The sequence below is a fragment of the Pseudoalteromonas sp. APC 3893 genome (genome assembly GCF_030408095.1).
Lineage (GTDB): Bacteria > Pseudomonadota > Gammaproteobacteria > Enterobacterales > Alteromonadaceae > Pseudoalteromonas.
The window spans coordinates 12,805-25,795 of record NZ_JASDCD010000010.1; the positions used below are offsets into that span (position 1 = coordinate 12,805).

At 39.9% G+C, this 12,991-nt stretch carries 12 protein-coding genes; 11 read left to right on the top strand and 1 reads right to left on the bottom strand.

What is annotated here, in order from left to right:
* Positions 1–117: 117 nt before the first annotated feature.
* The 11 genes from QMA12_RS12390 (at position 118) to QMA12_RS12440 (ending at position 12,382) form a co-directional block, all read left to right on the top strand.
* Complete coding sequence (locus QMA12_RS12390) at positions 118–738, top strand: NUDIX domain-containing protein (RefSeq protein WP_087532871.1); 621 nt, start codon at positions 118–120, stop codon at positions 736–738.
* Between the two features lie 33 nt (positions 739–771).
* A complete protein-coding gene (locus QMA12_RS12395) occupies positions 772–1,230 on the top strand; it encodes a DUF1249 domain-containing protein (protein WP_290209276.1) in 459 nt (152 codons plus the stop codon).
* Positions 1,217–2,008, top strand: a complete 792-nt coding sequence (locus QMA12_RS12400; protein ID WP_087532873.1) for a metallophosphoesterase — start codon at positions 1,217–1,219, stop codon at positions 2,006–2,008. The genes QMA12_RS12395 and QMA12_RS12400 overlap by 14 nt, the downstream gene beginning before the upstream one ends.
* On the top strand, positions 1,993–2,553 hold the full coding sequence (locus tag QMA12_RS12405; RefSeq protein WP_087532874.1) for a YqiA/YcfP family alpha/beta fold hydrolase: 561 nt from the start codon (positions 1,993–1,995) through the stop codon (positions 2,551–2,553). The genes QMA12_RS12400 and QMA12_RS12405 overlap by 16 nt, the downstream gene beginning before the upstream one ends.
* A 32-nt stretch (positions 2,554–2,585) precedes the next feature.
* Positions 2,586–4,475, top strand: a complete 1,890-nt coding sequence (gene parE / locus QMA12_RS12410) for a DNA topoisomerase IV subunit B (protein WP_290209277.1) — start codon at positions 2,586–2,588, stop codon at positions 4,473–4,475.
* 47 nt (positions 4,476–4,522) lie between these two features.
* Positions 4,523–6,412: a GGDEF domain-containing protein gene (locus tag QMA12_RS12415; RefSeq protein WP_290209278.1), complete on the top strand. Its 1,890-nt coding sequence runs from the start codon at positions 4,523–4,525 to the stop codon at positions 6,410–6,412.
* Positions 6,405–7,502, top strand: coding sequence for a PQQ-dependent sugar dehydrogenase (locus QMA12_RS12420; RefSeq protein ID WP_290209279.1), 1,098 nt, complete (start codon positions 6,405–6,407; stop codon positions 7,500–7,502). The genes QMA12_RS12415 and QMA12_RS12420 overlap by 8 nt, the downstream gene beginning before the upstream one ends.
* A gap of 6 nt (positions 7,503–7,508) precedes the next feature.
* Positions 7,509–9,800, top strand: coding sequence for a DNA topoisomerase IV subunit A (gene parC, locus QMA12_RS12425; RefSeq protein WP_087532878.1), 2,292 nt, complete (start codon positions 7,509–7,511; stop codon positions 9,798–9,800).
* 153 nt (positions 9,801–9,953) lie between these two features.
* Positions 9,954–10,667, top strand: a complete 714-nt coding sequence (locus QMA12_RS12430; RefSeq protein WP_087532879.1) for a 1-acylglycerol-3-phosphate O-acyltransferase — start codon at positions 9,954–9,956, stop codon at positions 10,665–10,667.
* Positions 10,667–11,002 (top strand): ribonuclease E inhibitor RraB, encoded by a 336-nt coding sequence (rraB, locus tag QMA12_RS12435; protein ID WP_087532880.1) that lies wholly within the window; start codon positions 10,667–10,669, stop codon positions 11,000–11,002. Before QMA12_RS12430 ends, rraB begins: the two co-directional genes overlap by 1 nt.
* Positions 11,003–11,161: 159 nt before the next feature.
* Complete coding sequence (locus QMA12_RS12440; protein WP_290209280.1) at positions 11,162–12,382, top strand: HD-GYP domain-containing protein; 1,221 nt, start codon at positions 11,162–11,164, stop codon at positions 12,380–12,382.
* Here QMA12_RS12440 and QMA12_RS12445 read toward each other — a convergent pair.
* Positions 12,342–12,680: a hypothetical protein gene (locus QMA12_RS12445; RefSeq protein ID WP_290209281.1), complete on the bottom strand. Its 339-nt coding sequence runs from the start codon at positions 12,678–12,680 to the stop codon at positions 12,342–12,344. The genes QMA12_RS12440 and QMA12_RS12445 overlap by 41 nt on opposite strands.
* Positions 12,681–12,991 lie beyond the last annotated feature (311 nt).

Here is a 12,991-nt window from a genome sequence, read left to right on the forward strand (position 1 = left end):
ATGGTAACCTGTTTTGTCAAATAACTAAAAAAAATTTGTGTAAAACAGCGCAAACAAGTGTAACAGAATATAATAAACCGCAAAATTTTTGAGTTAAGAAACCGATTAAGGAAATAAATGACTAATAAAGCGATTACTCAATTTACCAATAATGATGTTGACGTTGCGCCAATCGAAAACTTATACAGTGGCTTTTTTAAAATTAACCTTTATCAATTTGAACATGCTTTATTTGCCGGAGGTAAGTCACAAACCATTAAGCGTGAAATTCTTGAGCGTGGTGATGCTGTTGCTGTGCTTCCTTATGATCCCCTTACTAATAAAATATTGCTTATAGAGCAGATACGCATTGGTGCTATGCGTAGTAAAGAGTCGCCTTGGCTTTTAGAGTGTATAGCTGGTATGACTGATGGCAACATTGATTATGAAGCCGTTGTTAAACGCGAAGCCTTTGAAGAAGCTGGCCTTCAATTGCAGCAACTTGAGTATATGTTATCGTACTTATCAAGCCCTGGTGGCACCACTGAGCGTCTTTATCTTTATTTAGCCATCGTAGATTTAAGCCAACATACTAGCGGTGTTTTTGGTCTTGAGACAGAAGGGGAAGATATTAAGACACATGTGATAGATTTTGACGAGGCCTTAGCGCGTCTAAGCAGTGGTGAAATAGATAATGCGGCAACGGTGATATCTTTGCAGTGGTTAGCGCTCAATCGCGAGCGTATAATAAGTAAGTAGACTACTTTTAACTCTTAACTTTATGGCGGTAACTTGACAGCAACAGCAGTGAAACAACGATATATCCAAAGCTTACCTAAATACCTTACTTTGTGTGAGCATAATTACCTGCGCGCTTTAAAGCTGTTACCGCTAAGTAAAGAGGTTGGTCAAACACGCCGCGTTCAATTAGGTGAGCATCAGTTTGAAATTAACGTTGATGGCTGTGCCAAGTACACCATGGATATTTCAATAACTCAGTTATCTGGTGTTATTCAAGGCATGACGCCGTTATTTTTAACTGTGCGTTTGTACCATGATGCGAAAGTTGCTGAGATTGTTCATCACGATTATCATCAAAGAATTAAGCCATCATATGGCTACCCGAATCCTTTAATGCATCAAAAAGATGAAAAATATCAACTCAATGCTTTTTTATACGATTGGCTAGTGGCCTGTATTGATAGTTGCCGTGCAGTGCTTAATTGGGACGTTAATAATGGCTTGGTTTGAACAAAGTGTTCAGTTTAATCGTGAAGTATTAAAGCTGGCTCATGTTACAGATAGTCATTTGTTCGCCAGTCGTCATGGCGAATATTTTGGAGTCAACACTGCCGACCACTTCCTCGCTTGTTTAACACACATGGCGACGAAAAACTTAGATGCAGTGGTATTTGGCGGCGATTTAACCCAAGATCACAGCGTAGAGTCATATTCATTATTTGCTCAATTAATAGCAGAGTCACCATTAACTTGTCCTGTTTTTTGGTTGCCGGGGAATCATGATGAGCTAAATTTATTAACATCTCTGGCTAATAAGCAAATCTCAAATGCGAAGCGACTAATCACTAATAGCTTTGCTGTACTTCTACTTAATTCAAAAGGAGCAACACCTGCCGGATGGGTAACTGATGCTCACCTAACAGAAGTGGTAGACTGTTTAGAGCAAAAAAAATTGCCGAGTGTTGTTTTTTGCCATCATAACCCATTACCAATAAATGGTTATTTGGATAAGCACATGCTAGAAAATGGCCCGCAATTGCTAAATAGGCTCAATAACAGCAATTATGTAAACTGGTTGTTTCATGGTCATGTACATAACAATTATGAGTTTGATTACAGGGATATGAAAGTGGTTTCAACCCCTGCAAGCTCTGTACAATTTTTAAAAAACACACCTGATTGGCAACAACAAAATCAAGGTGCAGCTTATAGGCTTATTACTCTATCTATGAGTGCAGAGAGTGGAAATTTGACCTGCGACACGGAATTGGTATGGTTAAACGTGTAATTTATATTCATGGCTTTAATAGTAGCGAAAAATCATATAAAGCTGTGCGCTTTGGCGAGTATATGGCAAACTATGACGTTGAATATTTTGTGCCGCGCTTAAACCATGAGCCTTTACATGCCATTATTCAATTAGAGCAACTACTAACGCCAGAGACAGTTTTAGTTGGTAGTTCTTTAGGTGGTTTTTATGCCACGTATTTATCGCAAAAATATCAGCTTCGTGCAGTGGTCATTAATCCTGCGGTTGAGCCTTTTTTATTATTGAGTTCATTTTTAGGGCCTAATTATAACCCTTATCAGGATACCCACTACGAGCTAAATAAAAGCCATATTAGTGCGTTAAAATCACTGTTCATAACACCGCTAACTTACCCATCATTACTGTATTTATTACAGCAAACGGGCGATGAAGTACTCGGCTTTGAACAGGCAGTTAATTATTATTCACAGTGTAAACAACATATTGAGTTTGGTGGCGATCACAGTTTTCAAAACATTGAGAGCACCTTTGTAAGTATTGTGGATTTTCTTAAAATCACGTAAAACATAGCTAAGCGCATAAAAAGATAAAAACTATGAGTCAGCAAAATTATAACGCCGAAGCCATTGAAGTCTTAAATGGTTTAGAACCCGTAAAACGCCGTCCAGGTATGTACACAGATACCACGCGCCCTAATCATTTAGGCCAAGAGGTGATCGATAATAGTGTCGATGAAGCAATGGCTGGGCACGCGAGTAAAATCGACGTCATTCTACATGAGGACAACTCGTTAGAGGTGAGTGACGATGGCCGTGGTATGCCAATAGATATTCATCCTGAAGAGGGTATTCCTGGGGTCGAGCTGATTTTTACCAAATTGCATGCCGGTGGTAAATTCTCAAATAAAAACTATCAATTTTCAGGTGGTTTACATGGTGTAGGTATTTCGGTTGTTAATGCACTATCTACTCGTGTTGAAGTGCAAGTACGTCGTGATGCGCAGCAATTTATGATGGCGTTTGAAAATGGCGACAAAGTTGAAGACTTAAACGTTATTGGCACTGTGGGTAAGCGTAATACGGGTACGACGGTGCGTTTTTGGCCTGATGCCAGCTACTTTGATTCTGCTAACTTTTCACTGACTAAATTACATCATTTACTTAAAGCCAAAGCTGTATTATGCCCCGGTTTACGCATTAAGTTTATTAACAAGCAAACTAAAGAAACTCAAGAGTGGTATTACGAAACGGGCTTACGTGATTACTTAAATGAAGCTGTAAAGGGCTATGAAGTCTTACCAAAAGAACCGTTTACAGGGGAATTTTCCAGCTCCACAGAAGGGGCTGATTGGGCTGTTGTATGGCTACCTGAAGGCGGAGAGTCAATTGCAGAAAGTTATGTAAACTTAATTCCGACTGCGCAAGGTGGTACGCATGTAAATGGCTTGCGCCAAGGCTTATTAGAAGCAATGCGTGAGTTTTGTGAATTTAGAAACCTGCTTCCACGAGGCGTTAAACTGACTCCTGACGATATCTGGGAGCGTTGTAGTTATGTCTTGTCAGTTAAAATGCAAGATCCTCAATTTGCAGGCCAAACGAAAGAAAAGCTTTCATCGCGCTCTTGCTCAGCGTTTGTATCAGGGGTGGTGAAAGATGCATTTAGTTTGTGGCTCAACGAGCACACTGATATTGCTGAGCTTTTATCTGAGTTATGTATTTCAAATGCTCAGCGTCGTCTTCGTGCTGCTAAAAAAGTTGTTCGTAAACGCGTGACGGCAGGCCCTGCATTACCAGGTAAATTAACGGACTGCAGTGCGGCCGATAATGATCGCACTGAATTGTTTTTAGTTGAGGGTGATTCTGCTGGTGGCTCTGCCAAGCAAGCTCGAGATCGAGAGTTTCAAGCAATTATGCCGCTGCGTGGTAAAATTTTAAATACGTGGGAAGTAGAGTCAGGCCAAATATTAGCTTCACAAGAAGTGCATGATATATCGGTTGCATTAGGAATGGACCCTGATTCAAAAGACTTATCAGCACTGCGATATAATAAAATATGTATTTTAGCGGATGCTGACTCTGATGGGTTACACATTGCAACTTTACTCTGCGCACTCTTTGTTCGTCACTTTCCTGAGTTAGTTAAGCAAGGTCATGTATATGTGGCTATGCCGCCTCTATTTCGCATTGATATTGGTAAAGAGGTTTACTATGCACTGGATGAAGATGAAAAATCGGGTATCTTAGCGCGCATAGAAGCGGAGAAAAAACGCGGTAAAGTTAACGTGCAACGCTTTAAAGGCCTGGGCGAAATGAACCCGCTGCAATTGCGTGAAACCACTATGGATCCGAATACGCGTCGCTTAGTGCAGCTTACATTAGACGAAGAGCAACACACTCTCGAAATGATGGATATGTTGCTTGCTAAAAAGCGCTCTTCAGACAGACGTCAATGGTTAGAAGATCACGGAAATCGCGCTCAAGTATAACTACAAAGGAAGCAGCTTATGCACCCTCAACTTGGTAGGCTTTATTAGTGGCTGTTTTAAATCGCTATTTGTTAAGCTTCGCATTAGCAGTGTTTTTTAGCACTGCTAATGCGAATACTTCAGTTGAGCAGCAATGGTTAGAGGAAAAGCTGGCCATTGCTGAAGAAAAAAGCATTGAGAACCCAACGCTTGCTGTTATATACCTTAATAATATCCTAAAAGATAAAGCACCTACGTTAACTGAAATTCAACGCATAAAACTACAAATCACGCTTGCTGAAAACTACCTGCTTAATAGTGATATGAATAAAGCAGTTGAATTAGTCAAACAGATACAACGTTATCAAGAGTTACTCGATGCGACTTCAGCGGTTAGCTACTTTATTGTTAAATCGGATATATACTTGCTGCAAGGTGATTCTAAGTTAGCATTAGCTGAATTAGATAAAGCTAAAGAAAAAATAACGCTGTTAGATGATAAAGCTAAAGGTAACCTTTATGCTGCTTTTGCCAACTATCACGTTAGTAATCACAACGAGAGTAAAGCAAAAGATTATTATTATAAAGCCTACGAAGTCTTTCTTAAAAGTGGCGATGACTTACAGCTCGCTTACATTGAATCTATGATGTCACAATCTTATGAGGCTTTATATGATTTTGATAAAGCTATTGAGCTGCAAAAAAAAGCCCTGTCTTATTTTAGTCGTAAAAATTTATCGTTTGATATGATGGTTTCTTATTATCATCTAGCTAAGATTTACCTCAAGCTTTCACGTAATTCAGACGTAATTTTGAATGCTGAGCAAATTTTAAAGATTAACGCAGAGTCACAATCATCCTGCCCTAAATTTAATTACTATGCATATATCACTCTTACGCAAGCATACTTACAATTAGGTAATATTGAACAAAGCGTTAAGTTTTTAGATTTAAGTAATCAGTTTGTGGTCGGTATTGAAGACGTCTATAAGAAGATAGACCACTTCTTAATTCAAACTGAAATTGAAATAACACAATCAAAACTTGAACAAGCTAACCGAACAATTACTGAAACTAACGAGCTTTTAAGTGATATTCCAGCTGAAAGTGCAATAAATTTTTTACTTCGGTTAAAAAAATTGCAAGCAAAATTGTCCATAAAAGAAGGCGACTTTGAACGAGCAACTGAGGAATATCAATCATATATTTCGCTCAATGAGCAGCATTATAACTATATACGTGAACTGTTTCGCTCTGAGAATAAAGCCCAATTTGACATCAAAAAATTGGAACTAGAGAAGCAATTACTCGAAAAAGATAAAGAACTTAATGAATTTGCTATGTTAGAGATTAAGCAAGAACAAGCACTTCATCATACAGCTATGTTCAGTATTTTGATGTTCTTGCTCGTGTTACTTATTTTTACATGGCGCCAGTATCGATTGAAACGAGAGTTTAATGTACTCGCTAATACTGATTATTTAACCGGTGTGGCAAATAGGCGAAAAGTCATGGACTATGCAGAGCTGCAATGGCAAGAGTTAAAACAAGGCTATAATAAATTTGCGCTAATTAGCTTTGACTTAGATCACTTTAAAAAAGTGAACGATAACTACGGTCATCCAGCTGGTGATTTAGTATTAAAAACCATTGTTAACGTTGCCCAGCAAGCAATTCGTGAAAATGACTTCTTGGGACGGATTGGTGGCGAAGAGTTTTTAGTTGTTTTGACTGGCACGGATCAAGTTGAAGCCACTGAAATTGCTTACAGAATAAAAAGTGCCATCGAAAAAGCACAAATCCAGAGCGATAAAGGAATAATTAGAGTCACTGCAAGTTTAGGCGTGACTCAAAAGAATGAGCAAACAAGCACATTCAAAGATTTACTAAAGCAAGCAGACAAAGCCTTATATGCTGCTAAAGAAAATGGCCGAAACAGGGTAGAGGTTTATGAATAAATTACTGACATTAATAATCAGTTTAGGGCTGTTAAGTACACCCGCAGGTGCAGCAAACATACTTAAAGAGCTGAGCGTCGCTCAAGGCTTTGAAGTGAGTATTTTTGCCGATGATGTAGAGAATGCTCGCCAAATTGCAGTGTCTAAAAAAGGCATTGTTTATGTTGGCTCTCGTAAAGCGGGCAAGGTATATGCACTGATAGATCACAACAGTGATGGTGTTGCAGATAAACAGATTTTAGTCGCCAGTGACTTATCAATGCCATCAGGGCTTGCCATTAAAGGTGATGATTTATATGTAGGTGAAGTACACCGTATTATTCGCTTCAAAAATATAGATAAACAACTCAAAGCACCAAAATATGAGGTCGTTTATGATGCATTACCGACAGAGCGTCATCACGGTTGGAAATTCCTACGCTTCGCACCTACCGGCGAATTGATAATCCCAGTAGGCGTACCCTGTAATATTTGCGCTGAAGATGAGCGATTTGGTCGAATATTTGCACTGGATGTAAATACCAAGCAAATTACCACACTTGCTAAAGGTGTGCGCAATTCGGTTGGCTTTGATTTTCATCCAAGCACACAAGCTATGTGGTTTAGCGATAATGGACGAGATATGATGGGTGATGACATACCGCCTGATGAATTAAATCGCTTAACTAATGAGGGTGAACACTTTGGCTTTCCTTATGTACATGCGGGAGCTATTTTAGATCCTGAGTTTGGTAAAGGTAAAAGTACCAGCGATTATACGGCACCCGCATTAGCGTTAGCTGCTCATGTGGCCCCACTGGGTATTCACTTTTATAACGGTAAGCAATTTCCGAGCGATTACAAACAACAGTTATTTGTTGCTGAGCATGGTTCATGGAATCGCAGTAAAAAGTCAGGATATAAAGTGGCTGTTGCCACTATTGAGCAAGGACGTGTGATAAAATACACGCCGTTTATAACGGGCTTTATGAAAAACGAAGAAACATTGGGTCGTCCGGTTGCTTTTGCAGAACTTGCCGATGGCAGCTTATTGATCTCCGATGATTACGCCAATGTGATCTACCGTGTAAGCTATAAAAAAATTAGGTAGGCTTTGATGAGTGATACAGATACCTTGCTGATGCAAGGAGTTGAGCAACAAACAATGGGGCGTTTTACAGAAGACGCTTATTTGAATTATTCCATGTATGTGATCATGGACAGGGCATTGCCACATATTGGCGATGGTTTAAAACCGGTCCAGCGCCGTATTATTTATGCGATGAGTGAGCTGGGATTATCGGCTGCAGCTAAATATAAAAAATCAGCACGTACCGTCGGTGATGTATTGGGTAAATATCACCCTCACGGTGATAGTGCCTGCTACGAAGCTATGGTGTTAATGGCGCAACCGTTTTCTTATCGTTATCCATTAGTGGATGGTCAAGGTAACTGGGGGGCGGCGGATGATCCTAAGTCATTTGCAGCAATGCGTTATACTGAAGCTCGTTTATCCAAATTCTCGGAAGTGCTGCTCAAAGAGCTAGGCCAAGGTACCGTTGATTGGACTCCTAACTTTGATGGCACCATGGATGAACCACAGGTTCTACCCGCTCGACTGCCACATATTTTATTAAACGGTATTACCGGCATTGCAGTTGGTATGGCGACAGATATTCCACCGCATAATGTGCGAGAAGTGGCCAGCGCATGCTGTTTATTACTTGATAAACCAAAAACTGAGCTGAATGAGTTGCTTGAATTAGTTCATGCTCCAGATTATCCAACTGATGCTGAAATAATCACTCCAAAAGCAGATATTCAAAAGATTTATCAGACTGGGCGTGGCTCAATAAAAATGCGTGCAGTTTATACGCAGGAGCAAGGTGATATTGTTATCACTGCATTGCCACATCAATGCTCTGGTAGTAAGGTCCTTGAGCAAATAGCCGCGCAAATGAATGCGAAAAAGCTGCCAATGGTGGCTGATTTACGTGATGAGTCAGATCACGAAAACCCAACGCGTATAGTGATTATTCCACGTTCAAATCGCATTAAAGCAGAGCCGTTAATGGCTCACTTATTTGCCACCACAGATCTTGAAAAAAACTACCGTGTTAATTTAAATATGCTTGGCCTTGATGGCCGCCCGCAGGTTAAAGACTTACGCAGTATTTTGACTGAGTGGTTAGTCTTTAGACGCGAAACAGTGCGTCGTCGTTTGCAATACCGGTTAGACAAAGTACTTGCACGCTTGCATATCCTTGAAGGTTTACTAGCCGCCTTTTTAAATATCGACGAAGTTATCGAGATCATTCGCTCAGAAGATAAACCAAAGCCAGTTTTAATGCAGCGCTTTGATATAACTGAAATTCAAGCTGAAGCAATTTTAGAATTAAAGTTACGTCACTTAGCTAAACTTGAAGAATTTAAGATTCGCGGTGAGCAAGATGAGTTAGCAAAAGAGCGTGACAAGCTTGAGCTTACTTTAGGTTCAGATCGTCGTATGTCGACGTTACTGAAAAAAGAAATTCAAGAAGCGGCTGAGTTGTACGGCGATGATCGTCGTTCGCCTGTTGTTGAGCGTATTGAAGCAAAAGCATTGAGCGAAAAAGATTTAATCCCTTCAGAATCAGTGACGGTTGTATTATCTGAAAAAGGGTGGGCACGAGTCGGTAAAGGCCATGATTTAGATGTTGAGGGCTTAAATTACAGAGCGGGTGATGAATACAAAGCATCTGCGCGTGGTAAGAGCAATCAACCTGCCGTGTTCTTAGATTCAGCAGGACGGGCATTCGCTACCGATGCACATGGCTTACCATCAGCGAGAAGCCAAGGCGAGCCAATGACGGGGCGTTTCAACCTCAGTGCAGGGGCTAACTTCGAACATGTTGTCATGGGAGAAGATAAACAAGTATTACTGATGGCCTCTGATGCAGGTTATGGTTTTATTACTGACTTTGTTGATTTAGTCAGTAAAAACAAAAACGGTAAAGCACTTGTAAGTGTGCCTAAAGGTGGGCAGTTACTTGCACCGATCCGCGTCAATGATGTAGCGACAGATTACTGCATGGCTATTTCAAATGAAGGGCGGATGTTGCTTTTCCCATTGCGTGACTTACCAAAACTAGGCAAAGGTAAAGGAAATAAAATAATTTCCATCCCAAGTGCAAAAGTGCAAGCTCGTGAAGAGTTTGTAAAAGTGCTCACAGTCGTGCCACAAGGCTCTAGCGTGACACTGCATGCAGGTAAGCGTAAGTTAACACTCAAACCGAGTGATCTTGAGCATTATCACGGAGAACGGGGGCGTCGCGGAAATAAGCTACCACGAGGCTTACAACGTGTTGATGAGGCTGAAGTTGAGTTCATGCCAAATGACGAGATAAACGAATCCTCTCAGCCAGAATAAAGACAGCTATACTTTATAATCATACGGCCTGCTAATGCAGGCCTTTTGTTTTTAAAGGATAAATTAATTTAAGCTTACAAGTGTGCGCTAAACTCTCGTTTAGCGACTAAAATAACGCTATAATGCCCGCGCTTTAATTATTGGAGAGTATTTTTGCTAGCTTTTATTCGTATCTTAATCATGGCTTTGTTTATTTTGTTGAGCTGCTTTTGCGGCTTAATATTGTGTTTAGTTAAACCATTTCATAAAAATAATGTACATATTATTGCAAGTTGGTTTGGCTCAATGGCTAAAATGCTTGGTGTTAAACTCATTATTACACGCCACAGCGAAGCACAAAGTGCAGGACCTGCTGTGTACTTAGCAAATCATCAGAATAATTATGATTTATTTACATTACCCGCTGCAGTGCCAGAAAACTGTGTAAGTTTAGGTAAAAAAAGTTTGAAATGGATCCCGTTCTTTGGTCAGCTTTATTGGCTGTCTGGAAATATTCTTATAGATAGGACGAATCGTTCAAAGGCGGCGGGTACGATTTCAAAAGCAGCTGAAAAAATCAAACAAAATGGTTTATCTGTATGGATGTTTCCTGAAGGAACGCGTAGCTATGGCCGAGGCCTATTGGCTTTTAAAACAGGGGCATTTCATACGGCTTTGAATGCACAGGTTCCAGTTATACCCGTGTGTATGAGTACAACGAATAAAACCATTAAACTAAACCGCTGGGACAATGGTACAATCTACATTGACATGTTAGCACCACAGCACCTTGATAAAGAGATAAGTGCGCGTGAGCACGCAAGCCGCGTTCACGCTATAATGGCAGCTAGAATTACCGAATTAGATGCGCAAGTGAGAGAAAAGTAATGGAAAATTGGCGTGAAATTAGTGAAGACATCGTAACTTCTTTATTAGAAGATGGCTCTGATCCTGAAATCCTATATGAAGTAGAGCACCATTTTGTTTGTGAAGACTTCGTAAAACTTGAGCAAGCCGCACTTGCTGCGTTTAAACTAGGCTATGATGTTGAAGAACCTGCTGAATTAGAGCTTGAAGATGGCGCTAAAATTTGGGGGTTTGATATAGTTGTTGAAGCTGAGTTAGACGTAGACGTAATTATGGAAGACGTTGATAAGCTTGCTCAACTTGCTGTTGATACCGGTGTTGAGTACGACGGCTGGGGTACTTATTTCCAAGAATAAGTGCTAGCCACTAGGTCCTAGCCACTAGGGCCTAGAGCAATTTACCAACCCGCCAGTTTTCTCATACTTATTTATTGTTCCTGCTTTTAGTTATAGACATTTATACTGGATAGTTGATAATAAAAAGCCATTATTGAAAAAAGTAACTTATTGCTATTTATGCTCATTACCCTTCCTATTTCCGAGCTTGTGCCAGGTATGTTTGTTGACAGTGTTAGCAAACAGTATGAAGGCGTTGATAGTATAAAAATTAAAACTCGTGGATTAGTCCGCGATAAATCGATTATTCAACGCCTTATCTCTGAAGGTGTGCAAGAGTTACTGATAGACTTTACCCAAAGTGACGTAGGGATTCCTGCTAAATATCAGGAAAAACCTGATACCACCGCAGAAAAAGCGCAACCAGGTAAAGCAAAGGAAAAAGCAAAAAAAGTAGTTTCTGTTGAGCAAGAGTTTGCCAAAGCCAGCGTTAACTATGAGCAGCATAACCGAAAGTTACAAAGTTTATATGGCGATGTAACATCGGGTTTGAAAATGAATATCTCGTTATTAGACGATATCGCCAAAGATATCGTTGCTTCAGTATTTCGAAATCATAATGCCATGACAATTCTGACTCGGCTCAAAGATAAGAATATGTATAACTGGCGTCATATGACCAATTGCGCGATTTTAGTGACAGTTTTTGCTAAGTATCTCGGTTATAAAGAAGAAATCGTACAAGAGCTGGCAATGGGGGCATTGTTACATGATTTAGGTCAAGCTAAATTACCACAGGGAATATTCTCTAAGCCTGAAGAAGTGAACGAGCTCGAGATGCAGGCAATAAAAAAGCACGTTGCTCAGAGCCTTGGGCTTGTAAAAGGTGAAAAGGGAATAACGCCATTGATGCTTGATATGATAGTTAATCATCATGAGCGCTTAGATGGTAGCGGTTATCCGCGAGGAATAGCTGGAGAGAAGTTAAGTCGCCCGGCTAGGATCATGGCTATTGTCGATGTATATGATGCGATGAGCTCTGATAGGCCGCATCAATTAGGAGATGAACCTATCAATGTTTTACGCTATTTACTGGGTAGTAAGCACTTATTTGATAGTGAATTAGTACAGCGGTTTATTAAATGTTTAGGCGTACACCCAGTTGGCACCATAGTTAAGCTAAACAATGAACGTTTAGCGTTAGTCACTGAAGGAAACCATCAAAACCCAATTAAGCCTAAAGTTAAAATATTTTACAATGCTAAGCATAACCACCATGTTACGGCAAAAGATATTGACTTAACGTCGCCTGAGCATGATTTAAAAATCCTCGCTAGCATAAAGCCCCTTGATTATCAGCTTAATTTGGCTCGTTTGTTAAAAGAGCACTTGCTGGTTTAGTATCTTTTGTAATTGATTTATCACAGTACTTTTTGGTTGACTGTCTTGCGGATAATAATGCCCCACTAAAACAACTCACCATTAATACTAGCCATAGTAGTGTGCCTTTCTCCGAGTGAAGTGCACCACAGCAACATAGTAAAGCTATAAAAGCAGCCACTATCGCTCCTAACCAATAATGATTAACAGGGTTATCGCATTCACCGGCTCTGGTACATGCGCAAAAGTTTGCTTTACAAAAACTAAATACGCTGGCTCCACAAAAAACAAGGGCCATAATAACTAATACTATTTCCACAGCTATCCCCCTTCACTGGTGTTTGCAAATAGTCTAATTGCGCAGATTAACCAAGTCAATGTAAATGATAATTAATTACAATTAGAGCTTTAACTCTAATATCACATTTCTCATCCGATGAGTTTTAAAAAAATGTTAAAGTGTAGTTAAAAACCCTATTTTTTGCTGTTTTTTGCCATATTCATGAAGTTTTTTACAAAAAATTAAGGTAGTGTAGCGAAGTTTTGAAAATAATTACTTGATCCTAAATAACCTGTGCACAGGTTAAGAACAACTAAATGGGTATCCAAGCTTTGCTTTGGTTAAGGAAA

What these genes read in the sequence shown, in the direction of transcription:
- rraB (WP_087532880.1), top strand. Translation starts at nt 10,667, where the DNA reads ATGGAAAATTGGCGTGAAATTAGTGAAGACATCGTAACTTCTTTATTA.
- parC (WP_087532878.1), top strand. Translation starts at nt 7,509, where the DNA reads ATGAGTGATACAGATACCTTGCTGATGCAAGGAGTTGAGCAACAAACA.
- parE (WP_290209277.1), top strand. Translation starts at nt 2,586, where the DNA reads ATGAGTCAGCAAAATTATAACGCCGAAGCCATTGAAGTCTTAAATGGT.
- QMA12_RS12420 (WP_290209279.1), top strand. Translation starts at nt 6,405, where the DNA reads ATGAATAAATTACTGACATTAATAATCAGTTTAGGGCTGTTAAGTACA.
- QMA12_RS12390 (WP_087532871.1), top strand. Translation starts at nt 118, where the DNA reads ATGACTAATAAAGCGATTACTCAATTTACCAATAATGATGTTGACGTT.
- QMA12_RS12405 (WP_087532874.1), top strand. Translation starts at nt 1,993, where the DNA reads ATGGTTAAACGTGTAATTTATATTCATGGCTTTAATAGTAGCGAAAAA.
- QMA12_RS12440 (WP_290209280.1), top strand. Translation starts at nt 11,162, where the DNA reads ATGCTCATTACCCTTCCTATTTCCGAGCTTGTGCCAGGTATGTTTGTT.
- QMA12_RS12400 (WP_087532873.1), top strand. Translation starts at nt 1,217, where the DNA reads ATGGCTTGGTTTGAACAAAGTGTTCAGTTTAATCGTGAAGTATTAAAG.